This window comes from Janthinobacterium sp. 1_2014MBL_MicDiv (assembly GCF_001865675.1).
GTDB lineage: Bacteria > Pseudomonadota > Gammaproteobacteria > Burkholderiales > Burkholderiaceae_D > Janthinobacterium.
On sequence record NZ_CP011319.1, the window covers coordinates 6,214,639 to 6,237,902 of the forward strand.

A 23,264-nucleotide genomic window follows, 5' to 3' on the forward strand; every position below is an offset into this window, starting at 1 on the left:
GTAGGTCGGGTTAGCCGGCACGGCGTAACCCGACAGGGCTGGATCAGCAGCCGCACTTCTCTTTCTGCACCGAGTCGAGCATGGCGCCGCGCGTCTGCAAGCCCAGCTTGTTCAACAGGGTGCGGTCGTCTTCCGCTTCCGGATTGTCGGTGGTGAGCAGCTTGTCGCCGTAGAAGATGGAGTTGGCGCCGGCCAGGAAGCACATGGCCTGCACGGCTTCGCCCATCTGGCGCCGGCCGGCCGACAAACGCACGCGCGCCTTCGGCATGGTGATGCGGGCCACGGCGATGGTGCGCACGAATTCGAACGGATCGAGCGCCTCCAGGCCATACATCGGCGTGCCTTCCACCTGTACCAGGTGGTTGACGGGCACCGATTCAGGATACGGATTCAGATTGGCCAGCTGGGCGATCAGGCCGGCGCGCTGCAGGCGCGTCTCGCCCATGCCGACGATGCCGCCGCAGCATACTTTCAGGCCCGCTTCGCGCACGCGGCCCAGGGTGTCCAGGCGGTCCTGGTATTCGCGCGTGGAGATGACGTTGTCGTAGAACTCGGGCGCCGTGTCGAGGTTATGGTTGTAGAAGTCGAGGCCCGCGTTCTTCAGGCGGTCGGCTTGCCCCTCTTCCAGCATGCCCAAAGTAGCGCATGTTTCCAGGCCCAGCGCCTTGACCTTGGTCACCATCTCTTCGACTTTTTCCATGTCGCGCTCTTTCGGGCTGCGCCAGGCGGCGCCCATGCAGAAGCGCGTGGCGCCGTTGGCCTTTGCCTGGCGCGCCGCGTCGAGCACCGTGTCGATGTCGAGGATTTTCTTCGCTTCCACGCCCGTGTCGTAGCGGGCTGCCTGCGGGCAGTAGCCGCAGTCTTCCTCGCAGCCGCCGGTCTTGATCGACAACAGGGTCGCCAGTTCCACGTCGCCGTCCGGGAAGTTGGCGCGGTGGGTTTGCTGGGCCTTGAACATCAGGTCATTGAAAGGCAGGTCGAACAGGGCCAGCACATCGGCGACGGGCCAGGTGGCCGCTTCCGGCACGGTGATGCGCGCCGCAGGGCGGTGCAGTTCGACGGTTTTTGCTGCTTCTTGGACGTGAGACATGTGATTCCTTCGCTTCTATTTTTGAGTACGTTCAGTTGTTTGGTTTAATTCTGCGACCGCTGCGCCGGCCAGTTGGGCAGGCCGGTGAAATCGAGATACGCCGCCGCGGCTTCCGCGCTCGGCTGCGCCAGGCGCGGTACCTTGCCCAGCAGCGGCGCCGGGATGCGCTCGATCAGCGCATCGATGTTTTCGTCGAGGAAGCGCATTTCCACTTCCAATGTGTTGGCGACCCAGCCGACGACGCTCAAGCCGCGCGCTTCGATGGCTTCCACCGTCAGCAAGGCCTGGCTGATGCAGCCCAGGCGCATGCCGACCACCAGGATCACGGGCAGGTCGAGCTGCTGCGCCAGGTCGGCCGAGTCGAAACCGGGCGACAGCGGCACGCGGAAGCCGCCCACGCCTTCGACCACGACGGCGTCCGAGGCGGCGGCGATTTCCAGGTAGGCGGCCAGGATGGGCACCGATTCGATGCTCACGCCTTCGAGGGCGGCGGCGATGTGCGGCGCCGCCGGTTCCTTCAGCATGTAGGGCGTGGTCAGGCTGCGCAGCATGGTGACGTTGCCGGCGGCGATCAGGCTGTCGGCGTCTTCATTATGCAGCTCGCCGTCGCGCATCTCTGCGCCGGCGGCCACCGGTTTCATGCCGCAGGCGCGCACGCCGCGCGCGACCAGCGCGTGCAGCAGGGCCGACGAGGTCAGGGTCTTGCCGATTTCCGTGTCGGTGCCGGTGACGAAACAGGCAAAGTGCGATGGCAGGCCGCTGGCGGCGGGCGCCGGCTGCACGGCCGGCGCCAGGTCCGCCAGCACCTCGGCCACGATAGGATCATCAAGGCTCATGGCGAGTCCTTTCCAGGGTGTTGACTGCGTTGATCAATTGCGCCACTTCCTGCGCCGTGTGGCCGGCCGACAGGGTTACGCGCAGGCGCGCCGTGCCCAATGGCACGGTGGGCGGGCGGATCGCGCCGACCCACAGGCCCTGTTCGTACAGGGTGGCGGCGATGGCCATCATTTCCGCGTTCTCGCCGACGATGACGGGCTGGATGGCGGACAGCGACGGCAAGGCTTGCCAGCGTTGCAGCTGCAAGCCATCGTTCCATTGCGCCACCAGCGCCGCCAGGTGGGCGCGGCGCTGCCGGCCTTCGTCGCCGGCGATGATGTCCAGGCTGGCCAGCAGCGCATGCGCGAGCGCGGGCGCGGCTGCCGTGGTGAAGATGTAGGGGCGCGCCTTCTGGATCAGGGTTTCGATGACGGCATCGTGCGCGCAAACGAAGGCGCCGCCCACGCCGGCCGACTTGCCCAAGGTGCCTACATATACGAGGTGCGGCGAATGCAGGCCGAAGTGTTCCAGCGCGCCGCGGCCATGTTCGCCCAGCGCGCCGAAACCGTGCGCGTCGTCGACCACCAGCCAGGCGCCATGCCGCTCGCACAGGGCCAGCAGCGCGGGCAGCGGCGCCAGGTCGCCATCCATGCTGAAGACGCTGTCGGTGACGACGATCTTGTTTTTGGCTGTGCTTTCCGCCAGCAGCGCCGCCAGGGCATCGAGGTCGGCGTGCGGATACACGCGCGTCTTGACGCGCGCCAGGCGCGTGCCGTCGATCAGCGAGGCGTGGTTCAGCGCTTCCGAGAAAATCTCGGCATCCGGGTCGCCCGCCGACAGGGCGGTCAGCACGGCCAAATTGGCCATGTAGCCGGTGCAGAAATACAGCGCGCGCGCCTGTTCCAGGTTGACGCCGACAAAATCGGCCAGGCGCTCTTCCAGTTGCGCGTGGGCGCGGCCATGGCCGCTGATCAGGTGCGAGGCGCCGCTGCCGGCGCCATACAGGCCGGCGCCCTCTTGCAGTGCCGCCACGATGCGCGGATGCGATGCCAGGCCCAGGTAGTCATTGCTGCAAAAAGCCAGCATGGCGCGGCCATCGACCGTCAGGCGCGGCGCGCAAGGCGTGTCGACGGTGCGGCGGCGGCGGATCAGGCTACGCTCTTCCAGCCCTTGCAGTTGCCGTTGTAATCGCGCGATCAGTTCCATCTCAGGCCCCGATCACTTTGTTGAAGACGGCCAGGGTCTGCCGGCCCAGGCCCGCGATTTCGTCGTCGTCGAGGATATACGGCGGCATCAGGTAGACGGTGGCGCCGATGGGACGCATCAGCAGCTCGTGTTCCAGCGCCGTGCTGAAGAAGCGGCGCGAGAAATCGGGCGCCGCATCGACGGCGTCAAACGCCCAGATCATGCCCTGCTGCCTGAAGTTGTGTACTCTTTCGTGCTGCGCCAGCGGCGCCAGCGCTTGCGTGATTTTGGCGGCGCGTTCGCGGTTGGCCGCCAGCACATCGTCTTCCTCGAAGATGGCCAGCGTCGCCAGCGCCGCGCGGCAGGCCAGCGGATTGCCCGTGTACGAGTGCGAATGCAAAAAGCCGCGGCGCACGTCGGTGCTGTAGAAGGCCTGGTAGATGTCTTCGCGCGTCATCACCAGCGACAAAGGCAGGTAGCCGCCGCTGATGCCCTTTGAGAGACATACGAAATCGGGCCAGATGCCGGCCTGTTCGCAGGCAAAGAAGGTGCCCGTGCGGCCGCAGCCGACGGCGATTTCGTCGAGGATCAGATGGACCTGATAACGGTCGCACAGGGCGCGCACCAGCGCCAGGTACAGCGGGTCGTGCATGGCCATGCCGGTGGCGCACTGCACCAGCGGCTCGATGATGATGGCGGCGATCTTGTCGGCCTTCTGCTGGAACAAACGCTCGACGTCGGCGGCCGCGCGGCGCGCCACGTCCTGCGCCGATTCGCCCTCGGCCGCCTGGCGGAAGTCGGGCGACATCACCGTCTGCGACGCGCGCAGCAGGGGGCCGTAGGCATCCTTGAACAGGGCGACGTCGGTGACGGCCAGGGCGCCGATGGTTTCGCCGTGGTAGCTGCCCTTCAGGCAGACGAATTCCTGTTTCTCGCCCTTGCCGCTGTTGCGCCACGCGTGAAAGCTCATTTTCAGGGCGATTTCCACGGCCGAGGCGCCGTCGGACGCATAAAAGCTGTGGCCCAGCACGCCGCCCGTCAGGGCAGACAGCTTTTCAGACAGCTCGATCACCGGTTCATGCGTGAAGCCGGCCAGCATCGCGTGTTCCAGGCGGTCGAGCTGGTCCTTCAGTTCCGCATTGATGCGCGGATTGGCGTGGCCGAACAGATTCACCCACCAGGAGCTGATGGCGTCCAGGTAGCGTCTGCCTTCGTGATCGTACAGCCAGGCGCCGCGGCCATGGCTGACGGGGATCAAGGGGACCGTCTCGTGGTGCTGCATTTGCGTGCACGGATGCCACACGCTGCGCAGACTGCGTTCGACCCAGCCCGATTGTTTTTCTGCTTTCAAAACTGCTCCAATGATATTCTTAGTCCATGCGCTAGCCCATGAGCCAACTCGGCTTGCGCTTGTCGAGGAACGATTGCACGCCTTCGCGCCCCTGTTCCGAGGCGCGGATCTGCGCGATGCGCTCGGCCGTGTCCGCCAGCAGCGCGTCGTCGACCGGCAGGCCGGCGATCTCGCGCACCAGCGTTTTCGCTTGCGCCACGGCGTGCGGGCTGTTGCCCGTCAGCGCTTTCAGCACCTCGGCGGTTTTCGCGTCCAGTGCGTCGCCAGCGACTACCTCGTGGGCAAAGCCGATGCGCAGCGCTTCCTGTGCGGAGAATCGCTCCGCGGAGATAAAGTAGCGGCGAGCCGCGTTTTCGCCCATGGCCTTGATGACATACGGTGAAATAGTGGCCGGGATCAGTCCCAGCCGCACTTCGCTCAGGCAGAAATGCACGTCTTCCGCAGCCAGAATGATATCGCATGCGGCGACGAGGCCCATGCCGCCCGCATAACAGTCGCCCTGGATCTTCGCCACCACGGGCTTCGGACACAGGTAAATCGTGCGCAGCATCTGTGCCAGCTGCAGCGCGTCGGCCTGGTTTTCGGCATGCGTGTAGCCTGCCATCTTCTTCATCCAGTTCAGGTCCGCGCCGGCGCAAAAGGCCGCGCCATTGGCCGCCAGCACGATGGCGCGCACCATGTCGCTGCGGCCCAGGCCCTCGAAGGCGCGCGCCAGTTCGGCGATCGTCGTCTCGTTGAAGGCGTTGCGCACGTCGGGGCGGTTCAGGGTCACGGTGGCGACATTGCCCTCGATGACCAGCTTTAAGGTTTCAAATTCCATGATTTTTCTCCCTTATTGCCGGTTACATGCGGAAGACGCCGAACTTCGTGTCCGGAATCTCGGCGTTCAGCGCGGCCGACAGGCCCAGGCCCAGCACCATGCGGGTGTCGGCCGGGTCGATCACGCCGTCGTCCCACAGGCGCGCGGTGGCGTAATACGGGTGGCCCTGGTGCTCGTACTGCTCCTTGATCGGCTGCTTGAAGGCCGCTTCCTCGTCTGCGCTCCATGCGCCGCCCTTGCCTTCGATGCCGTCGCGCTTGACGGTCGCCAGCACGGAAGCGGCCTGGTCGCCGCCCATGACGGAGATGCGCGCATTGGGCCACATCCACATGAAGCGGGGCGAGAACGCGCGGCCGCACATGCCGTAGTTGCCGGCGCCGAAGCTGCCGCCGATGATCACCGTGAATTTCGGCACGGCGGCCGTGGCCACGGCCGTCACCATCTTGGCGCCATTGCGGGCGATGCCCTCGTTTTCGTATTTGCGGCCCACCATGAAGCCGGTGATATTTTGCAGGAACACGAGCGGGATCTTGCGCTGGCAGCACAGTTCGATAAAGTGCGTGCCTTTCAGCGCCGATTCGGAGAACAAGATGCCGTTGTTGGCGATGATGCCGACCTTCACGCCATAGATGTGCGCGAAGCCGCAGATCAGGGTGGTGCCGTAGCGCGCCTTGAATTCGTCGAAATCGCTGCCGTCGACGATGCGCGCGATCACTTCGCGCACGTCGAAGGGCTTGCGCGTGTCGACGGGGATCACGCCATACAGTTCCTGCGTCGGATATTTCGGTTCCACGGATTCGCGCAGCGCCATCTGCTGCGGCTTGGTGCGGTTCAGGTTCGAGACGATGGTGCGCGCCAGCGACAGCGCGTGCAGGTCGTTCTGCGCCAGGTGGTCGACCACGCCGGACAAGCGCGTATGCACGTCGCCGCCGCCCAGGTCTTCGGCCGTCACCACTTCGCCGGTGGCCGCTTTCACCAGCGGCGGGCCGCCGAGGAAAATCGTGCCCTGTTCCTTGACGATGATCGACTCGTCGCTCATGGCCGGCACGTAGGCGCCGCCCGCCGTGCAAGAGCCCATCACCACGGCGATCTGCGGGATGCCCTTGGCCGACAGGTTCGCCTGGTTGTAGAAGATGCGGCCGAAATGGTCGCGGTCGGGGAAGACGTCGTCCTGGTTCGGCAGGTTGGCGCCGCCCGAGTCGACCAGGTAGATGCAGGGCAGGTTGTTCTGGTCGGCGATTTCCTGGGCGCGCAAATGCTTTTTCACCGTCATCGGGTAATACGTGCCGCCCTTGACGGTGGCGTCGTTGCAGACGATGACGCATTCCTGGCCCGAGACCCTGCCGATGCCGGTGATGATGCCGGCGGAAGGCGCCGCATCGACGCCCTTGGCGTCCTGGTACATGGCGTAGGCCGCCATCTGGGAAAACTCGAGGAAGGGCGTGCCGGGATCGAGCAGCATCTGCACGCGGTCGCGCGGCAGCAGTTTGCCGCGCGCCAGGTGTTTGGCGGCCGCCGCCTCGCCGCCGCCGGCCGCGATTTTTTCCACCTTGTCGCGCAGATCGTCGACGATGGCTTGCATGGCCGCGGCATTGGCCATGAAATCTTCACTGCGCGGATTGAGTTTGCTTTCGATGTGCGGCATTGCGGTTCCTTTTTCTTATCGCCCGGTCTCTCGGGTCGCGCTATTCGGGAAAACTGCCGTCGAGATAAAACCAGCGCAGGGCGCCACCGCCCTCGCCCGCTTCGCGCACGAAACGGCTCACTTCATGCAGGCGGTGCGCGCGGCCATTGACCTTGTAGCGGGCCACGAATTCCACGCTGTCGCGGTGCATCTCTTCGGCTTGATCTGCTGATATTGCTTTACGTTGACGTAAACGTAAAGCAGATTTTACCTCAAGTCCCAGCCAGTGGACTTTTTCTTCTTCGGCAAATAAAGCGTCGGCGGGACGGGTGCTGGCATGCCAGGTGGCGCGCAGATACGCTTCGTCGCGCAAGGTGAAGGCCGTGTAGCGCGAGCGCATCAGTGCTTCGGCCGTGGGCGGCAAGGCATCGCCCGCGAGATACGGGCCGCAGCAGCTGGCGTAGGTGGCGCCGCCACAGGGGCAGGCGGCAGAGGTCGAGGGTGTGGGCATGCGGTGGCAGACAGGGAACGGGAAAGTTCCGCAATTATCCGCCATAAAGGCAGCGGCGCGTGCGCGCCGCCTCGCATCGGCCAGGCGCGTGCTACTTTTTCAGGCAGAGGAAGTCCAGCGCGAATGGCGGCGCCTTGCCGGCCATCACATCGGCGAGGATGCGCGCCGTGCCGGCGGCAAAGGTAAAGCCCAGCGGACCATGGCCCACGTTCAGCCACAGGTTGGCGTATTTGCTGGCGCCCACCAGCGGCGCGCTGTTCGGCGTGGCGGGCCGCAAGCCGGCCCATGCCGTGGCCTGGTCGTAATCGGCGCCGCGCGGCATGGCCTCGCGCGCCAGCCGCGTCAGGCCGGCGATGCGGTTCCAGTCGATGCTGTTGTCGGCGCCCACCATGTCGACCATGGCGGCCACGCGCAGGTCGTTGCCGATGCGCGCATACAGCACCTTGCGCTCGAAATCCGTGATGCTGATCTCGGGCGCCTTGTCCTGCGTGCGGATGGGCGCCGTCAGGCTGTAGCCTTTCAATGGATACAGCGGCAGGTAAATGCCCGCCGTGGCGGCCAGGTCGCGGCTCTGGATGCCGGCCGCCAGCACATAGTGATCTGCCTGCAACAGGCCCAGGCTGGTGTCGACGCCCGTGATCTTGCCGCGTTGCGTGACGAGGCGGCGCGCCTCGCCCTTGGGCAGCAGTGAAAAATTCGGGTGCTGCAGCAGGCGCGCCTCCAGGGCCAGGCAAAACGCGTGGCAATCGGCCACCGCTTCGCCCTCGGTAAAGATGCCGCCGGCCAGGGAGCCCTGCAGGGCGGCCAGCGCCGGTTCGCGTTGCACGGCTTCCAGCGGGGACAGCACGACGCGCGCCTCTTCCGATTCAGGCCGCGCCACGGCCCGCTGAAAGATGGCGGGCGAGCGGTAGACGATGAGCTTGCCCGCGTCGCGCCACGCATACGCTTCGGGCGGCACTGTCCATTCCAGCTGCGCCATGCCGGCGCGGCTTAATTCGCCGAGCTGCAGCAGCTTGGCCGTCGTGCGCGCATTGCTGGCCGCATTGCAATTGCGCAAGAAACTGGCCATCCAGCGCCATTGGCGCCAGTCGGCCTCGGGGCGGAAGCGCAGCGGGCCATCCTTCTGCAACAGCCACTGCAAGGCTTTCAGGGGCACGCCGGCGTCCGCCAGCGGCGCCACATAGCGATAGCTGAGCTGGCCGCCATTGCGGTAGCTGGCGGCGATGGCCACCTGTTCGTTACGTTCCAGTAGCGTGACCTTGTAGCCGGCCTCGGCCAGCCACCAGGCCGATGTCAGACCGACGACGCCGCCGCCGATGATGATGACTTGTTGCTGCATGTTGCCTCGCTGCGTTGCGCTCCCATGGTGCGGGAACATTCGGTGAGAGCTTAGAGGCTGGCCATCAAGGGAGCCAATGAAACATCATGGTGCAGCCATAACTTTCAGGAATGCACTATTTCAGTGCAAATTATTTATGATTGGCAATTGCACCACGGTATAAGGTGGTGAGGATTAATTCTTCGCTGCGCCCCATGGCGGAATACGTGCCCGGATACCGTGCGGGATCGCTGCCCGTGCCGCCGACGAGGCTGACCATGCCATTTTTGTTGGCAAAATCGAGCACGAAGGCCGAGACCAGGCCATACGCGTCGCCCAAATGGCCGACGGCCGTGAAGCTGGCGCCCTCGACCAGGCGGTTGCCCTGCCCCGTATCGGCATCGAATTGCTGGTTGCCCAGGCCCCATGCGCGGTACAGGCCCCGTTCGCTGTCGCCATTGCCGCCATCGGGCGCCAGCTGCCATTGCCGGCCAAACATCAAGGCGATGCTGGCGGGTTGCAAGAGCTGTTTCCCCTCGTAGCGGCCGCCGTCGAGCAGCATCTGCATGACCTTGCCCAGGCCGGCGGCGGAAATGCGCAAGCCGCCCGTGGGACTGAAGACGGTGGCATTGCTGCCGATCACATAGCGTTCGAGGCCGGCCGGTGCGGCTGGCGCCCGGACATGAAAATCGTCGACCTGCGCGATCCATGGCCCATGCGGCTGCCAGACTTCGGTGTCGGGCGCGCGCTTGCGGTATAGCGTGGCCGTGTCCGCCACCTCGCCGGCAGAGAATGTCGCCGGGTTATAGCCGCCGCGCAGTGCCAGCGGATCAAGCAGCAGGCGCCGCATCAGCAGGTCGAAGCGCTCGCCCGTGACTTGCTCCATGACGGTGCCGATCACGCCCCAGTTCAGGTTGGCATACGTAAAATAGCGGCCTGGCGCCGCAGCCGCATCCCACATGAGGTCGCCACCGGCCGTAAACACGTCGCGCAGGCTGCGCTCGGGTCCCCAGGCATAGCCGCCCGTGTCGCGCAGCGAGGAGGTATGGCTGAGCAGGCTGCGCAAGGTCACTGGCTGTTGCGGAAAGTGCGGGTTGCGCAGCGAAAAGCCCAGGTATATGCCCACATCCTGGTCCAGGCTCAGCTTGCCTTGCTCGACCAGCCGCATCAGTCCCAGCGTGGTCATCATCTTCGACAGCGAGGCGATGCGGAACAGGGTGGCGGGCGTCACGGGCAAGTTTTGCGCCGGCGCGGCGCCGAGATGCCGGTAGCCAAATTGTTGCTGATACGACAGCTTGCCATGGCGGATCGCCAGCACGGACAGGCTGGCCAGCGGATGCGCCCGGTCCTCGACGATGGCGGACAGGGCCGCATCGAGCGCGTGCTGCCGTGCGGGCAGGACGTTGCCGGCGCCGCTGTCCGATGGTGCGGCCAGCGCCGGCCAGGCGCTGCCCAGCAGTAGCAGGCCGAGCAGGCCCGTCATGTTCTTTTTCATGGTGTCACCGCCCTTGTTGGTTGCCCCGCCAGCATAGGGCGCGATGGTGTCGGACGCCAATGAATATTGCTTATTTATCTATAATGCAAAGCTATATGTATGGTAAAACATTGTTTTTTTAAGTGTATAACCGTTATTTATGGTCATTTTCCATTTATTCATGGGCGGACGGGATACGCGCAAGCGCCATCGCTATTACACTAGGAGGACAAGGAGAACTGTATGAGCCAGACCAGCGTAGAACTCAAGGTCGATTTAAATGACAATTCGCCTTTATATATGCAGATCGCCCGCAAGCTGAGCGATGACGTACGCAACGGCCGCTACCAGGTAGACCAGGCCCTGCCATCCGAACGTACCCTGTCCGAACTGCTTGACGTGTCGCGCGTGACGGCGCGCAAGGCCATCGACCAGCTCGTCGAGCAAGGCCTCGTCGTGCGCCGTCGCGGTTCGGGCAACTATATTGCCCCGCGCATCGAACAGCCGCTGTCGAATCTGTCGAGCTTTTCCGAGCAGCTGCAGCAGCGCGGCTACCGTCCCGGTTCGCGCTGGCTCAAGCGAGAAGTCGTCATCGCCAGCAGCGATGAACAGCTGAGCCTGGGCTTGGCGCAGAACACGAAAGTGGCGCGCCTGGAGCGCTTGCGCCTGGCCGACGACGTGGTGATGGCGTATGAAGTGAGCGTGCTGCCGTTCAGCGTGGTGCCGGACCCGGCCGCCATGGGCGATTCGCTGTATGAATACTTGAGCAGTATCAGGAAGGCGCCCGTGCGCGCCCTGCAGCATATCCGCGCCATGAATGCGACGGCCGTGCTGGCCAAGCAGCTGGGCATCCCCGATGGCCAGGCCGTGCTGTTCATCACGCGCATCGCCTACCTGGACTCGGGCGAAGCGGTGGAACTCACGCATTCGTATTGCCGCAGCGATCACTACGACTTCGTGGCCGAAATGCGCCGCGCCCCCAGTCCCCTGTAAACACCGCGCGCGTCTCCCTGACGGGCCCGCGTTGCTCACCGCACGTCGGTGCGGCGCCGCGGCCCGCCCCGCCCCGCCAGGAAAGCGCCCGCTACTGTTCGATCAGGCGGATCATGGATTCCGCCACGCCAACGGACGATTCCCAGCTCATGCCCGTCACCAGCCGGCCATCGACCTCGACGTGACTCTTGCCGTTGGCGCCGTGCCTGAATATGCCGCCATGGCGCTTGATGCTGGCTTCTGCCGAAAAGGGATAGGCCTTGTATACCGGCGATTCCTTGTTGAGAAACGCATCGGGGAACGAGGTGAGCACCTTGCCCTGGATGAGGAAAGTACCGTCACGTAGCTTCAGGTTCTTGATGCCCTCGGTGCCATGGCAGATGGCCGCGATCACCCCACCCTGTTGTTCGTAGATACGCAAGGCGATGTCCTGGAGCGCCTTGTTTTCCGGGATGCCGACGATGGCCGCGCCGCCGCCGACGAAAGCCATGCCTGCATAGTCGTCTGCCTTGACCTCGGAGACGGGCTTGGTATGGGCCAGTGCCCACATGAAATCACTGTCGTACAGATGCTTCTTGAGCAGCTCGTCCGACGTGACGATCATTTCCAGGGGAATGGCGCCCCCCTCGGGACTGACGAAGTCGACAGCATACCCTGCTTTGCGAAATGCATCATAGGTATAGGCCAGCTCGGGAAAATTATTGCCTGCATTAACCTTTGTACCGGGATATTGATGCACATTCGACACCACCAGCAGCACCTTGCGTGCCTGGCGCGGGGCAGCTGGCTCGCGATGGGCCGACTTGCTGATGATCTTCCAGTTGCCGGCGATCTTTTTTAAAAGAAACACATCGACATAGCGGACCCCTTGCTGGGGAATGTGGATCTCGGCCTTGGCGCTGGCCACCTTGCCGCTCACATCGACCTTGATCAGTCGCCCGTGGCGCCCATTGAATTGCCCTATTTTCTCTTGGGAAAAGAGTTTGGCGTATTCCGGACCGCTCAACTCCCATTCCGCATCGTTTTTACCGTCCAGGTAAAGGCGGGAGGTTGCGAGGAAGGCCTGGTTGATCTCGCTCTGCACGTTGTAGCTGGTGCCATGCAGATACAGGCGCACGGTCTCCCGGATGGCATTTTCGTCCTGGTCTGCGGTTGCGGCGGTGCCGGCGGCGGTGATGCTTAACAAGCAACAGGCGAATACCGTCCGCAATAAAAACTGAATCATGGCTTTACCCTGAATAAAGAACTACGTTTATCGGAGCAACGACCGATGCTGATCGCTGGTGCTCGATAAGTTATCGAAATACAGGGGAATTGATGTCGCCAAACATGATTTCAGACTCCGGAATGGCGATTCCGGAGAGGTTTTACGCGGACATGGCCCTGGCCGCCTGGCTGGATTGGGCCCGGAAGCTGGCAGGAGTCTGCCCAGCCACTTTCTTGAAGGTCGAGTAGAAGGTGGAGCTGGAATTGAACCCGCAGCGCTCGGCAACGATATCCATGTTCAATTGCGGCTCGTCGCTCAATACCTGTTTCGCTTCGGCGATACGGTATTCGTTGACGTAGGTAGTGAAGCTCTTGCCCAGCTTGTCATTCAGTACCTGCGACACCTGCGCCTGCGTGCATCCCGCCCGCTTGGCGAGTTGGGCCAGGGTCAGATTCGGATTCAGATAGGATTTCTGTTCGGTCATCAGTTGTTCCAGCGCAGCGAGCACGGCAAGCGTATCTTCGTGCGCCAGGCGGTTATTCCGGTACTTCTGCCTGGGCTCGGATGGCGTCAGGCTTTCCTTTCTCAGCAGAAAGACCATGACCGCCACATGCAGCGAGAAGGTGAACGACAAGGCGCCGACAATATAGGACGTGAATGGCGTGCTCGCGTACGCCACCAGCATGACGCAACTGCCTGCATAGACGCTGAGCGGGAGCACGGTGCTGGCCGCCATCCGGTGTCCGTCGTTCGACCATACCTGGCGGGTTTGCCAGAGCAACCTGGCGGTCGCCAGCAGGTAGCCTAGCCAGAACACATGGATGGCATGACTCGACAGGTTCCACGCAGCACGATACGCGGTATACGGAAAGGCAATGCCTATGCCGATCAGCAGGAAGGACAAGCCCAGATGCCAACGCCATTGTTGTCCAGCAGGCAGTTGCGCGAGCCCGGCGATGAAAGCGCGTACATAGAGATAGGTCAAGGGACCGATCAGCAGGCAGGCCGACAGGCCCAGCTGGCGGAATTCGAGGGCGATCGCCGGGTTGAAGAAGAGGAAGGCGGACTTGGCGGTGCGCACCCCGACGGCCAGCAGCAAGGCACCCAGCATGCAGTCGGCGAGGCAGCGGGGCCGGCGGCTGAAAAAATAGACAGCCAGGAAAATTCCGTTGATGGCGCCAAGGGCGCTAAACAAGAACAGCAATTGGCGAGCGATCATGGGGCGTGTCGTTGATTATGGCGTCGAACCGAAGTATAGACACAAACGGGGCCAAAACTTGGCCCTGGGCCCCTGAATTAATAATTATGATTATTTATTTCGCAACAATGACTTGCACTGCGGGCGGCGGCAGTGGCCCGTCGTATTTCGAGCGACACAGCCCGATGAGCTTGCCGTGAGCCGACTGGCTTGCCGCCACTGCGGTCAACATCGTTGCCAGCACCTTGCGCACCGGGGAATGGGCGGCGAACGGCCGCAGCGGCACTAGCCATAAACTCCCGTTATGCCCGCCCGCCATCCTTTCATGGCTGGCCGTGCTGGTTGGTATTAAACTGGTTTCACCTTCAACCATGTTCTGAAATCATGTTGAAAACTGAAACCCCGAGCCGGCGGCATCCGGACCTGGACCTGTATCCGGTGGAACAGCTGGTGGCGGCGCTGGTCGATGACCAGTTCTGGGCCGTCGAAGCCGTGCGGCTGGCGTCGCCGCAGATCACGGCAGCCATCACGGCCGCCCTGCCCCGCATCGCCGGCGGCGGACGCCTGCTGTATGTGGGCGCGGGTACGTCGGGCCGCTTGGGCGTGCTCGACAGCGTGGAACTGAATCCTACCTTTTCCTGGCCGCCGGAACGGGCCGTCGCCATCCTGGCCGGCGGCGCGGGCGCCATGTTTACGGCCGTCGAAGGGGCGGAAGATGATTTATCGCAAGGCGAGGCGGACTTGCTGGGCTTGCTGCCGCAAGAAAACGATGTCGTGCTGTTGCTGGCCGCTTCCGGCGCCACGCCCTATGTGCTGGGCGCCTTGCTGGCCGCGCGCAAGGCGGGCGCCTTGACCATCGGCATTGTCAACAACGTGGATGCGCCCGTGGCGCGCGAGGCCGCCTACGGCATCGTGCTCGACACGGGTACGGAAGTCATTTCCGGCAGCACGCGCCTGAAAGCGGGCACGGCGCAAAAAATCACCCTGAACACGATTTCCAGCGCCCTGATGGTGGGTTTGCATAAAACTTATGGAAACTTGATGGTAGACTTGAAGCCGACCAACGCCAAGCTGATCTGGCGGGCCGTGCGCCTGACCATGCATGCCACGGGCGCCAGCGAGGTGCAGGCCAGGATGGTGCTGGAGCAGTGCCAATTTCACGTCAAGGTGGCTATTGTTGCCTTGATCAAAAAAATTAATACAAACCAGGCACAGGCATTGTTGGCCGGCGCGAACGGCAGTGTGCGGGCGGCACTGGCGGCTTGATCCGATGGCGCGGCATTCTTCTGTCTGGCAGACGATGAAGGATGTATGGAGCTTGTGAAACAAACCGCCCCGGCGCGCGCGAAAAACCCGTGGCTGTGGATCCCCTCCCTGTATTTCGGCCAGGGCATCCCCTACGTGGTGGTCATGACACTGTCCGTGATCATGTACAAGAACTACGGTTTCTCGAATACCGATATCGCGCTGTATACCAGTTGGTTGTACTTGCCGTGGGTCATCAAGCCGCTGTGGTCGCCCTTCATCGACATGTACCGCACCAAGCGCTTCTGGATCGTCGGCCTGCAACTGGTGATCGGCGCCGCGCTGGCGCTGGTGGCCCTGACGACGTCCTTGCCGCACTTCTTCCAGATCAGCCTAGCCATTTTCTGGCTGATGGCCTTTAGTTCCGCCACGCATGATATCGCCGCCGACGGCTTTTATATGCTGGGCCTGGAACAGCACCAGCAGGCGGCCTTCGTCGGCGTGCGCAGCACGTTTTACCGTCTGGCCATGATCGCCGGCCAGGGCGGCCTCGTGTACCTGGCCGGCTACCTGACGCATGCGACGGGCAATGTGCAGCTGGCCTGGTCCGTCGTGTTTGCCATCCTGGCGGGCCTGTTCATCGCCCTCTTCCTGTACCACTATTTCATCTTGCCCAAGCCCAAGGATGACCGGCCCAGCATCCAGGCAGCGGGTGTTTCTCCGTTGCAAGAATTCGTAGCCACCTTTGCCGCCTTCTTCAAGAAGAAGGATATCCTCGTCATCCTCGGCTTTTTGCTGCTGTTCCGCCTCGGCGAAGCGCAATTGCTGAAACTGGCCGCGCCCTTTTTGCTCGACCCCGTCGCCAAGGGCGGCCTGGGCCTCAGCACGGAACAGGTTGGTCTCGTCTACGGCACCATCGGCGTGATTGCCCTGACCCTCGGCGGCTTGCTGGGCGGCTACATCATTTCCCGCTTCGGCTTGAAACGCTGCCTGTGGATCATGGTGCTGTCCGTCCACTTGCCCGACCTGGTCTTCGTTTACCTGGCTACGGCCATGCCCAGCAATATATACCTGATCGCCGGAGGCATTGCGCTGGAGCAATTTGGTTATGGCTTCGGCTTCGCGTCGTACATGCTGTACATGATCATGGTTTCCGATGGCGCGCATAAAACGGCCCATTACGCCATCTGCACGGGCTTCATGGCCCTGGGCATGATGTTGCCGGGCATGGCCAGCGGCTGGATACAGCAAATGTTGGGTTACCAGCACTTCTTCATCTGGGTTTGCATCGCCACCATTCCCGCCTTCATCATGGCCGCGCTGGTCAAGATCGATCCCGAATTCGGCAAGAAGGCGCCCGCCTGATTCTTTTATCGTGCGCGCCCGCAGGGAATGCGGGCGCACAGTAAAATGCCCGCACCGATAGACCTGCGCTCCACCACTGCAAGGAATTGTTTTGTTGTCTACTTTGAAAAAACGCCTGGGCGTCACGGCCGGCGTGCTGGCCGCGCTGGCCGCCGCCACTTTGCTCAGCAGTTGTACCAGCACCAGGATGCCATCCGCAGTGACGCCGGGCGAAGCGGGCTTGCCCGCCGTGCCGCCCGTGCAGCACATCACGGGCGAAGTGCCGCCGCCGGCGCCGCGCGAATTTCGCGCCGCCTGGGTCTCGACGGTCGCCAATATCGACTGGCCTAGCCGCAACAACTTGCCAGTAGCCAAGCAGCAAGCCGAGGCCATCGCTATCCTCGACCGTGCCAAGTCCTTGAATTTGAACGCGATTGTGCTGCAGGTACGCCCCAGCGCCGACACGATTTACCCGTCGCAGCTGGAGCCATGGTCGGAATACCTGACTGGCAAGCAAGGCCAGCCACCATTGCCCCTGTATGACCCGCTGGCCTTCTGGGTGGCCCAGGCGCATGCGCGCGGACTGGAATTGCATGCCTGGTTCAATCCCTACCGGGCCCGTCACGCGACGGCCAAATCGCCGCTGGCGCGCGACAGTTTTGCCTCGACCAATCCGGCGTCCGTCAAGCAATACGGCCGCTACCTGTGGATGGACCCGGGTGACGCCGCCGCTTCGAAGCACACGACGGACGTGGTGCTGGACGTGGTGCGCCGCTACGATATCGATGGCGTGCACATCGACGATTACTTTTATCCGTATCCGATCGACGCGCCCGGCGCCGGCGCCGGCGCCGAAACGGCCGCGCTGGACGCGGGCAATGGCGGCGCCAAGCGCGAACTGCCATTTCCCGATGAGCCTTCCTGGCAGCAATATCTGCTGGCCGGCGGCCAGCTGGACCGCCCTTCCTGGCGCCGCCAGAACGTCAACCAGCTGATCGAGGCGTTATACACAGGCATCCACCGCGAAAAGAGCTGGGTGCGCTTCGGCATTAGCCCGTTCGGCATCGGCCGTCCGGACCGCCGCCCTGCCGGCATCGTCGGCTTCAGCCAGTACGACAAATTGTATGCGGATGCGGAACTGTGGCTGGCCAAGGGCTGGCTCGACTACCTGTCGCCGCAGCTGTACTGGCCCGTGGCGCAGGCGCCGCAGGCGTTTGGCGTGCTGCTCGACTACTGGCTGGCGCAAAATCCGTATGGCCGCCATGTGTGGCCGGGCTTGTATACGAGTCGCATCGACAATTCCGCCAAGTCCTTCACGCCGCAAGAGATCATCAAGCAGGTCGAAGTGACGCGCACGCGCCCCGGCGCGAACGGGCAAGTGCATTTCAGCATGGTGCCATTGATGCAGAACCGCAAGGGTGTCAGCGAGCAACTCAAGGCCACCGTGTATCAAAGTCCGGCCCTGGTTCCCGCCACGCCATGGCTGGGCAAGGAAGCGCCCGGCACGCCGCAGCTGGCCTTGCGCCGCGATTCCACCAGCCTGAACATCAAATTGACGGCAGGCGGCGGCAAGCCCGTGGCCCAGTATGCGGTCTGGGCCCGCTACGGCGAAGACTGGCGCTTTACCGTGGTCACGGGCGTGCAAGGCGAACTGACCCTGGTTGACGATGCCATCGGTAAAGTCAATGCGGTGGTGGTCAGCGCCGTGGACCGCCTCGGCAATGAAAGCGCGCGCGTCACCGTGCGCGCCCCGTTTACGACCCCTGCCAAGTAGCTTTTTCCGCGTCACCGGCAGTCCATAACCTGCAGGCATGAAACATGCGCAAGCTTTCATGCCTGCCGGATGCGCTTGGCTTTACACTCATGCCATGATTTCCTTCCCTACAGTCAATAATGGCGCTGCCGTGCTCGGCCTGGGCATCGACGCGGGCGGCACGCAGACGCGCTGGGCCCTGGCCGGCGCGGACGGCGCCATCGTGGCCGACGGCGCCGTGGACGGCTTGTCTGCCTTGCAAATGAGCAGCGATGCGGGCCGCGCGGCCGTGCACGCCACATTTGCGCAATTGTGCCAGGCCGTGCTGGCTGTCGGCCAGCCGCGCGCCGTGGTGGCCGGATTGACGGGCTTTGGCGGCGACGATGTTGTGCTGGCGCAAGCGCTGGCCGGTTTGCTGGCGCTCGACGTTACGGACGTCCGCTTGTGCAATGATATTGAAATCGCATATCGCGACAGTTTTGCGCCGGGCCAGGGTTACCTGGTCTACGCGGGCACGGGGTCGATTGCTGCCTGGATCGATACGGATGGCGTGTTTCACCGCGCGGGCGGGCGCGGCGTGCTGCTCGACGATGGCGGCGGCGGTTACTGGATCGCCCGCGAAGCCTTGCGCCAGATCTGGCGCCGCGAAGACGAGGCGCCCGGCAGCTGGCAGGCATCGCCCATGGCCGAGGCCGTGTTTGCGCATGTGGGCGGCAGCGACTGGTCGCTGTCGCGCGCCTTCATGTATGGCCAGGATCGGGGTACCATCGGCCGGCTGGCGCTGGCCGTCGCCGCCAGTGCCGAAAACGACCCGCTGGCGCTGGACATCTTGCAGCGCGCGGGGCAGGAATTGGCGCGCCTGGCCCTGGCCCTGGTGGCGCGCCATGGTCCGCGTCCCGTGGTGCTGGCGGGCCGCGCGGCGCAGTTGCACCCGGCGATGGCGGCAGCCATGCGCGCCGCATTGCCGGTATCGTTGCAGATGGAACAAAGAATTGCCCGTCCGCATGACGCCGCGGCCAGGCAGGCGGCCAGCCTGGCGGCCGGCAAAGACTGAACATTTTATTAACCCGATCACGGATCTTTCATGAAAAAAATCGCCCTCGCCATGCTGGTGGCCCTGCTCTCCGCGTGTACCACGCCCGCGCCGCACCTCGACCATAGCTTGAACGCGCGCAGCCAGAGCCCGCGCGTGAAATTCATCGTCATCCATTACACGGTCAGCGACCTGCCCCGTTCGATCAAGATCCTCACGGAACAAGTGGTCAGCAGCCATTATTTGCTGACCGATACGGACAAGCCGAAGTTTTACGTGCTGGTCGACGAATCGCGCCAGGCCAATCACGCCGGTGTGAGTAACTGGAAGACGTATACACAGTTGAATGTCAGCTCGATCGGCATCGAGATCGTCAACCCTGGCTACAAGGACACGCCGGAAGGCCGCCTCTGGTATCCATTCCCGCAGGCGCAGATCGACGAGCTGATCCCGTTGCTGAAGGATATACAGGCGCGCTACAACATCGCACCGGAAAACATCCTGGGCCACAACGAAATCGCGCCGCAGCGCAAGCAGGACCCGGGTCCGCTGTTCCCATGGCGCCAGCTGGCCGATGCGGGCCTGATCGTCTGGCCCGACGCCAACCGCGTGGCCGCGCAGCGCATCATTTTTGATCAGCAAGTGCCGGATGCCGTCTGGTTCCAGAAAAAGCTGGCCCAGCATGGCTATGCGACGCCAAACACGGGCGTGTTCGACGAAGCGACGCGCAATGTGCTGATCGCCTTCCAGATGAAATACCGCAATAAGTTGTTCGATGGCACGCCGGATGGCGAAACGGCGGCCCTGCTGGAAGTGCTGACGACGCCGGCACCCGCTGTTGTAGCAAAGTAGCACGGCCGTTCCAGCCCATGACTTTTTCTTATATGCTGAACTCTTACGGCCTCGACGGTCAAAGCACGGTAAAGGAATAGCTCATGCGGCTGCGTCATATCGAAGTGTTTCACGCCATCATGCAAGTTGGCACCATCAGCGGCGCCGCCCAGGTGCTGCATATCTCGCAACCGGCCGTGACCAAGGTCTTGCAGCATTGCGAGTTGCAACTGGGCATGCCGCTGTTCGAGCGCGTGCGGGGCAAGCTGTACCCGAAGCCCGAGGCGCACCGCTTGTTTGTCGAGACGGAAAAGCTCAACCGTGATTTATTGGGCATCCGCCGCCTGGCGGCCAGCCTGAAGGGCCATGCGGTGGAAACCATCCGCCTGGTGTCCACGCCGACGATCGCCATCAGTGTTTTGCCGTTCGCCATGACCGAGTGGCGGCGGGACTTTCCCCACACGCGTTGCCAGCTGGCCACCCACCACACGGGTGAGATCGTCAATACCCTGCGCCTGGGTGAGGCGGACCTGGCCGTATCGTTGCAAGACCCGCGCCATCCGGGCATCGTGGCCGAACCGCTCGCGCACGGCGTCATGACGGTCATCGCTTCCGCGGGCACTTGGCATGCGGCCGATTGCGGCACGCCGCTGACGGCGCATGGCCTCAGCGGCGAGCTGATCGGCCATGCCGACAACGATCCGCTGGGCGAACTGGTGGTCGCCGCGTGCGAGGCGCAGGATATCCACCCCGTCTTTTCCACCGTGGTGCAGACCTATCAAATCGCCCGTTCCCTGGTGGAAGCGGGTGCCGGCATGGCGGTGGTTGACCCGTTTACGGCAGCGTCCGGTTCGCCCGAACGGCTGCAGCGCCGGCCCTGGGCGCCAGCCATCCCCATACAACTGTATTTATTGACGGCGAGCCACTCGCCGCTGTCGCATGGCGCGCGGCGCCTGGCCGACAGCATCGGCGTGGCCGCGCGTAACTGCCTGGAAAGAGGAGTCTGATGTCTGTTGCAAGTTTGCAATTGGAAGAGGTGGGCAGCGATCCGCAATTTCGCCACCTGAGCAGCATCGCCGGCATTGCCGTCGATTTGCGTTATGCCACGCCCGACAATTTCGTCGGCCGCGATTTATACAGCCCCATCGATTGTGCCTGGTTGCACCGCGCCGCCGCCGCCGCCCTGGAAAAAGCCGTGACCTGGCTGGCCGAGCGGCGGCCTGACCATCACCTGCTGGTGCTCGACGCCCTGCGCCCGCAACGGGTACAGCAGCAATTGTGGGATGCGTTGCAGGGAACGGAGTTGCTCGGCTATATCGCCGAACCGTCGCGCGGCTCGATCCACTCGTTCGGCATGGCGCTCGACCTCACCATCGTCGGGCCGGACGGCCAGGAACTCGATATGGGGACGGGGTTTGACGACCTGAGTGAGCGCTCGCACCCGGCACTGGAGCTGGCCTTGCTGGAACAGGGGGAAATTACGGTGGAACATGTGGAACATCGCCGCCTGTTGCGTGACGCCATGTTCCAGGCGGGCTTTTTCGGCATCAACAGCGAATGGTGGCATTTCGATTGCGGTGACCGGGTGCTGGTGCGCCAGACCTACACCCGGGTGCTCTGATTAAAAGACCTTTAATCCCTTCAGCATCACGATCAGGATCAGCACGGGCGAGACAAAGCGCAGCAGGAACAGCAGCACATGCGCCAGGGTTTTATTTTGCAACTGGCCGTGATTGCCGATCGCCTCAATGAAGTTCTGCTTGCCCCAGGCCCAGCCTGTAAACAAGGCGATGGCGATGCCGCCCACGGGCAGGAAGATATTTGACGAGACAAAGTCGAACAGATCAAACATATTCAAGTGAAACAGCTTGAAATCCGCCAGCGTGCTGTTACTCAAGGCGCACACGGAGCCGAGCACGGCCAGCAGCAGCATGGTCACGATGGTGGCTTTGGTACGCGTCCAGCCGAAACGCTCATGGAAAATCACCACTGGCACTTCCATCAGCGACAGCATCGCCCCCGTGGCGGCCACGGCGGCCAGGATGAAAAACACCACCATCAGGACTTGCCCTATGGGGATTTGCGAAAACACGGCCGGGATCGTGATGAACACCAGCGACGGTCCCGCGCTGGGGGCGAAACCAAACGTGAACACGGCGGGGAAGATGGCGATGCCAGCCAGCATCGATACACCGAGGTCGGCCGCCATCACGCGCAAGGTGGTGACGGGGATATTCTGGTCATCGCGGAAATAACTGCCGTAGGTCATCATCGTACCCATGCCGACGGACAACTTAAAGAAGGCCAGGCCCATGGCCGTCAGCACGACGGAGGCCGTCAGCTTGGAAAAATCAGGACGGAACAGAAAGGCCAGGCCTTCGCCGGCTTTATCGAGCGACAGGCTGACCGCGCAGAGCAGGAGCAGCAGCAGGAACAGCAGCGGCATCAGCTTCTTGGCGATCGCTTCGATGCCTTTGGTTACGCCCAGCATCAGGATGCCGCCGATAAACAACAGCACGCCCCATTGCCACAGCAGCGATTGCCATGGATTGCTGATCAGCGAAGCGAAGGCCGCTTCCGTCACCAGCTTGTCGCTGCTGAGGATGGAGCCATCGATGGCCTTGGCGATATAGGCAAACACCCAGCCCACGACTTCCGAATAGAACGCGACGATCAGGAAGGCGGCCACCATGCCGATGAAGCCGACCAGCCACCAGGGCTTGCCCTTGGGCGCCAGCTGTTCCATGGTGGAAATCGGATTGACCTTGGCCCGGCGTCCCAGGGTGATTTCCGCGATCATCACGGGCAGTCCTACTAACAAGGTGGCGAGCAGATAGATGAGCAGGAAGCCGGCGCCGCCATTGGCACCCGTCAGGTAAGGGAACTTCCAGATATTGCCGAGACCGACTGCGGAACCGAGGGTGGCGGCGAGTACGCCGAAGCCAGTGGTAAAGCCAGCTCGTTTCAGGGTCAGGCCTGATCCTTGAGCTTGTTGTTTCATGGTGAATCTTCTATGGATGGACGCGGATTTGCGCTGAGGGGGCGAAATTGTAGCAGCTGGCCGCAAATACCCCGGAAAAGCCTTGCTTCTACAGGGGCGCTTTGCTATAGTTCGCCTCCCCAATGAGACGCACTAGTTTGCGGCACAAAAGGGACAGTCTTCCGGGGCTGGGTAGTAAAAAGAAGGAGTTGACGGACGTAGCAAATTGCTTCATACTCTTCCTTCTTCGCAGCTGACAAACACAACGCTTTGTCGATAGCGCGAAAGCAGTAACCGAATACAGTTCTTTAACAATTAACAGTCGATAAGTGTGGGCATTTGATGTTAGTGCAGCGTCGATCTTCGGATTGGCGTAATACTTAAAATATCAAATGTTCACAAGAAATAATGAAATAGGATACTTCTTCGGAAGTAGCCTGTCAGTTTTTTGAGTGAGCGACCCGTCGCAAGACGGTGCCAATAAAATGGCA

At 62.8% G+C, this 23,264-nt stretch carries 21 protein-coding genes; 8 read left to right on the top strand and 13 right to left on the bottom strand.

Translation table 11 applies throughout. The features are described 5' to 3' along the window. Positions 1-43 precede the first annotated feature (43 nt). The 9 genes from bioB to YQ44_RS27055 form a co-directional block, all read right to left on the bottom strand. Positions 44-1,090: a biotin synthase BioB gene (gene bioB, locus YQ44_RS27015; protein WP_071326006.1), complete on the bottom strand. Its 1,047-nt coding sequence runs from the start codon at positions 1,088-1,090 to the stop codon at positions 44-46. A 44-nt stretch (positions 1,091-1,134) separates the two neighbouring features. Further along, the gene (gene bioD / locus YQ44_RS27020; protein ID WP_071326007.1) at positions 1,135-1,926 is read right to left on the bottom strand and encodes a dethiobiotin synthase; all 792 of its coding nucleotides are present in this window, start codon (positions 1,924-1,926) and stop codon (positions 1,135-1,137) included. Further along, on the bottom strand, positions 1,916-3,112 hold the full coding sequence (gene bioF / locus YQ44_RS27025; protein ID WP_071326008.1) for an 8-amino-7-oxononanoate synthase: 1,197 nt from the start codon (positions 3,110-3,112) through the stop codon (positions 1,916-1,918). Before bioF ends, bioD begins: the two co-directional genes overlap by 11 nt. A gap of 1 nt (position 3,113) precedes the next feature. Continuing rightward, positions 3,114-4,442 (bottom strand): adenosylmethionine--8-amino-7-oxononanoate transaminase, encoded by a 1,329-nt coding sequence (bioA, locus tag YQ44_RS27030; protein ID WP_071326009.1) that lies wholly within the window; start codon positions 4,440-4,442, stop codon positions 3,114-3,116. A 31-nt stretch (positions 4,443-4,473) separates the two neighbouring features. Then, positions 4,474-5,262 carry an enoyl-CoA hydratase/isomerase family protein gene (locus YQ44_RS27035; RefSeq protein WP_071326010.1) on the bottom strand — a complete coding sequence of 263 codons (789 nt, stop codon included), beginning with the start codon at positions 5,260-5,262 and terminating at the stop codon, positions 4,474-4,476. Between the two features lie 22 nt (positions 5,263-5,284). Beyond that, positions 5,285-6,907 (bottom strand): carboxyl transferase domain-containing protein, encoded by a 1,623-nt coding sequence (locus YQ44_RS27040; RefSeq protein ID WP_071326011.1) that lies wholly within the window; start codon positions 6,905-6,907, stop codon positions 5,285-5,287. A gap of 40 nt (positions 6,908-6,947) precedes the next feature. Further along, on the bottom strand, positions 6,948-7,397 hold the full coding sequence (locus YQ44_RS27045; protein ID WP_071326012.1) for a YchJ family protein: 450 nt from the start codon (positions 7,395-7,397) through the stop codon (positions 6,948-6,950). Between the two features lie 91 nt (positions 7,398-7,488). Then, positions 7,489-8,775 (bottom strand): D-amino acid dehydrogenase, encoded by a 1,287-nt coding sequence (locus YQ44_RS27050; protein WP_083412062.1) that lies wholly within the window; start codon positions 8,773-8,775, stop codon positions 7,489-7,491. A gap of 91 nt (positions 8,776-8,866) precedes the next feature. After that, on the bottom strand, positions 8,867-10,210 hold the full coding sequence (locus tag YQ44_RS27055; RefSeq protein ID WP_083412196.1) for a serine hydrolase domain-containing protein: 1,344 nt from the start codon (positions 10,208-10,210) through the stop codon (positions 8,867-8,869). 222 nt (positions 10,211-10,432) lie between these two features. Here YQ44_RS27055 and YQ44_RS27060 point away from each other — a divergent pair, with 222 nt between their 5' ends. Next, entirely contained in the window at positions 10,433-11,182 is a 750-nt protein-coding gene (locus YQ44_RS27060) for a GntR family transcriptional regulator (protein ID WP_071326014.1), read from the top strand. Positions 11,183-11,273: 91 nt separating this feature from the next. Here YQ44_RS27060 and YQ44_RS27065 read toward each other — a convergent pair whose 3' ends face one another. The 3 genes from YQ44_RS27065 to YQ44_RS27075 all read right to left on the bottom strand — a co-directional run bounded on the left by YQ44_RS27065 (position 11,274) and on the right by YQ44_RS27075 (position 13,960). Further along, positions 11,274-12,407: a nuclear transport factor 2 family protein gene (locus tag YQ44_RS27065; RefSeq protein WP_083412063.1), complete on the bottom strand. Its 1,134-nt coding sequence runs from the start codon at positions 12,405-12,407 to the stop codon at positions 11,274-11,276. A gap of 142 nt (positions 12,408-12,549) precedes the next feature. Then, the gene (locus tag YQ44_RS27070; RefSeq protein ID WP_071326016.1) at positions 12,550-13,608 is read right to left on the bottom strand and encodes a helix-turn-helix transcriptional regulator; all 1,059 of its coding nucleotides are present in this window, start codon (positions 13,606-13,608) and stop codon (positions 12,550-12,552) included. A gap of 94 nt (positions 13,609-13,702) precedes the next feature. Further along, complete coding sequence (locus YQ44_RS27075; protein ID WP_156894985.1) at positions 13,703-13,960, bottom strand: hypothetical protein; 258 nt, start codon at positions 13,958-13,960, stop codon at positions 13,703-13,705. A gap of 11 nt (positions 13,961-13,971) precedes the next feature. On the opposite strand from YQ44_RS27075, the gene YQ44_RS27080 reads away from it, so the two are divergent. From YQ44_RS27080 to YQ44_RS27110, 7 genes are all read left to right on the top strand, one after another. After that, the gene (locus tag YQ44_RS27080) at positions 13,972-14,853 is read left to right on the top strand and encodes an N-acetylmuramic acid 6-phosphate etherase (RefSeq protein ID WP_071326018.1); all 882 of its coding nucleotides are present in this window, start codon (positions 13,972-13,974) and stop codon (positions 14,851-14,853) included. Positions 14,854-14,898: 45 nt separating this feature from the next. Next, a complete protein-coding gene (locus tag YQ44_RS27085) occupies positions 14,899-16,197 on the top strand; it encodes an MFS transporter (RefSeq protein WP_071326019.1) in 1,299 nt (432 codons plus the stop codon). A 91-nt stretch (positions 16,198-16,288) separates the two neighbouring features. Continuing rightward, complete coding sequence (locus YQ44_RS27090; protein WP_071326020.1) at positions 16,289-17,950, top strand: glycoside hydrolase family 10 protein; 1,662 nt, start codon at positions 16,289-16,291, stop codon at positions 17,948-17,950. Positions 17,951-18,044: 94 nt separating this feature from the next. Then, entirely contained in the window at positions 18,045-18,983 is a 939-nt protein-coding gene (locus YQ44_RS27095; protein WP_071326021.1) for an N-acetylglucosamine kinase, read from the top strand. Positions 18,984-19,013: 30 nt separating this feature from the next. Then, positions 19,014-19,814 carry an N-acetylmuramoyl-L-alanine amidase gene (locus YQ44_RS27100; protein ID WP_071326022.1) on the top strand — a complete coding sequence of 267 codons (801 nt, stop codon included), beginning with the start codon at positions 19,014-19,016 and terminating at the stop codon, positions 19,812-19,814. A gap of 83 nt (positions 19,815-19,897) precedes the next feature. Further along, complete coding sequence (locus YQ44_RS27105) at positions 19,898-20,800, top strand: LysR family transcriptional regulator (protein ID WP_071326023.1); 903 nt, start codon at positions 19,898-19,900, stop codon at positions 20,798-20,800. Beyond that, positions 20,800-21,414 carry a M15 family metallopeptidase gene (locus tag YQ44_RS27110; protein WP_071326024.1) on the top strand — a complete coding sequence of 205 codons (615 nt, stop codon included), beginning with the start codon at positions 20,800-20,802 and terminating at the stop codon, positions 21,412-21,414. The genes YQ44_RS27105 and YQ44_RS27110 overlap by 1 nt, the downstream gene beginning before the upstream one ends. Here the strand turns inward: YQ44_RS27110 and YQ44_RS27115 are convergent, their stop codons facing one another. Next, complete coding sequence (locus YQ44_RS27115; RefSeq protein WP_071326025.1) at positions 21,415-22,794, bottom strand: sodium-dependent transporter; 1,380 nt, start codon at positions 22,792-22,794, stop codon at positions 21,415-21,417. It lies immediately after the preceding gene. Positions 22,795-23,264: the final 470 nt, after the last annotated feature.

Coding starts and splice junctions, on each gene's coding strand:
- bioF (WP_071326008.1), bottom strand. CDS start 3,112: ATGGAACTGATCGCGCGATTACAACGGCAACTGCAAGGGCTGGAAGAG.
- YQ44_RS27110 (WP_071326024.1), top strand. CDS start 20,800: ATGTCTGTTGCAAGTTTGCAATTGGAAGAGGTGGGCAGCGATCCGCAA.
- YQ44_RS27085 (WP_071326019.1), top strand. CDS start 14,899: ATGGAGCTTGTGAAACAAACCGCCCCGGCGCGCGCGAAAAACCCGTGG.
- YQ44_RS27060 (WP_071326014.1), top strand. CDS start 10,433: ATGAGCCAGACCAGCGTAGAACTCAAGGTCGATTTAAATGACAATTCG.
- YQ44_RS27070 (WP_071326016.1), bottom strand. CDS start 13,608: ATGATCGCTCGCCAATTGCTGTTCTTGTTTAGCGCCCTTGGCGCCATC.
- YQ44_RS27100 (WP_071326022.1), top strand. CDS start 19,014: ATGAAAAAAATCGCCCTCGCCATGCTGGTGGCCCTGCTCTCCGCGTGT.
- YQ44_RS27040 (WP_071326011.1), bottom strand. CDS start 6,907: ATGCCGCACATCGAAAGCAAACTCAATCCGCGCAGTGAAGATTTCATG.
- bioB (WP_071326006.1), bottom strand. CDS start 1,090: ATGTCTCACGTCCAAGAAGCAGCAAAAACCGTCGAACTGCACCGCCCT.
- YQ44_RS27055 (WP_083412196.1), bottom strand. CDS start 10,210: ATGAAAAAGAACATGACGGGCCTGCTCGGCCTGCTACTGCTGGGCAGC.
- YQ44_RS27095 (WP_071326021.1), top strand. CDS start 18,045: ATGATTTCCTTCCCTACAGTCAATAATGGCGCTGCCGTGCTCGGCCTG.
- YQ44_RS27035 (WP_071326010.1), bottom strand. CDS start 5,262: ATGGAATTTGAAACCTTAAAGCTGGTCATCGAGGGCAATGTCGCCACC.
- YQ44_RS27065 (WP_083412063.1), bottom strand. CDS start 12,407: ATGATTCAGTTTTTATTGCGGACGGTATTCGCCTGTTGCTTGTTAAGC.
- YQ44_RS27050 (WP_083412062.1), bottom strand. CDS start 8,775: ATGTTCCCGCACCATGGGAGCGCAACGCAGCGAGGCAACATGCAGCAA.
- bioD (WP_071326007.1), bottom strand. CDS start 1,926: ATGAGCCTTGATGATCCTATCGTGGCCGAGGTGCTGGCGGACCTGGCG.
- YQ44_RS27105 (WP_071326023.1), top strand. CDS start 19,898: ATGCGGCTGCGTCATATCGAAGTGTTTCACGCCATCATGCAAGTTGGC.
- YQ44_RS27075 (WP_156894985.1), bottom strand. CDS start 13,960: ATGGTTGAAGGTGAAACCAGTTTAATACCAACCAGCACGGCCAGCCAT.
- YQ44_RS27080 (WP_071326018.1), top strand. CDS start 13,972: ATGTTGAAAACTGAAACCCCGAGCCGGCGGCATCCGGACCTGGACCTG.
- YQ44_RS27115 (WP_071326025.1), bottom strand. CDS start 22,794: ATGAAACAACAAGCTCAAGGATCAGGCCTGACCCTGAAACGAGCTGGC.
- YQ44_RS27045 (WP_071326012.1), bottom strand. CDS start 7,397: ATGCCCACACCCTCGACCTCTGCCGCCTGCCCCTGTGGCGGCGCCACC.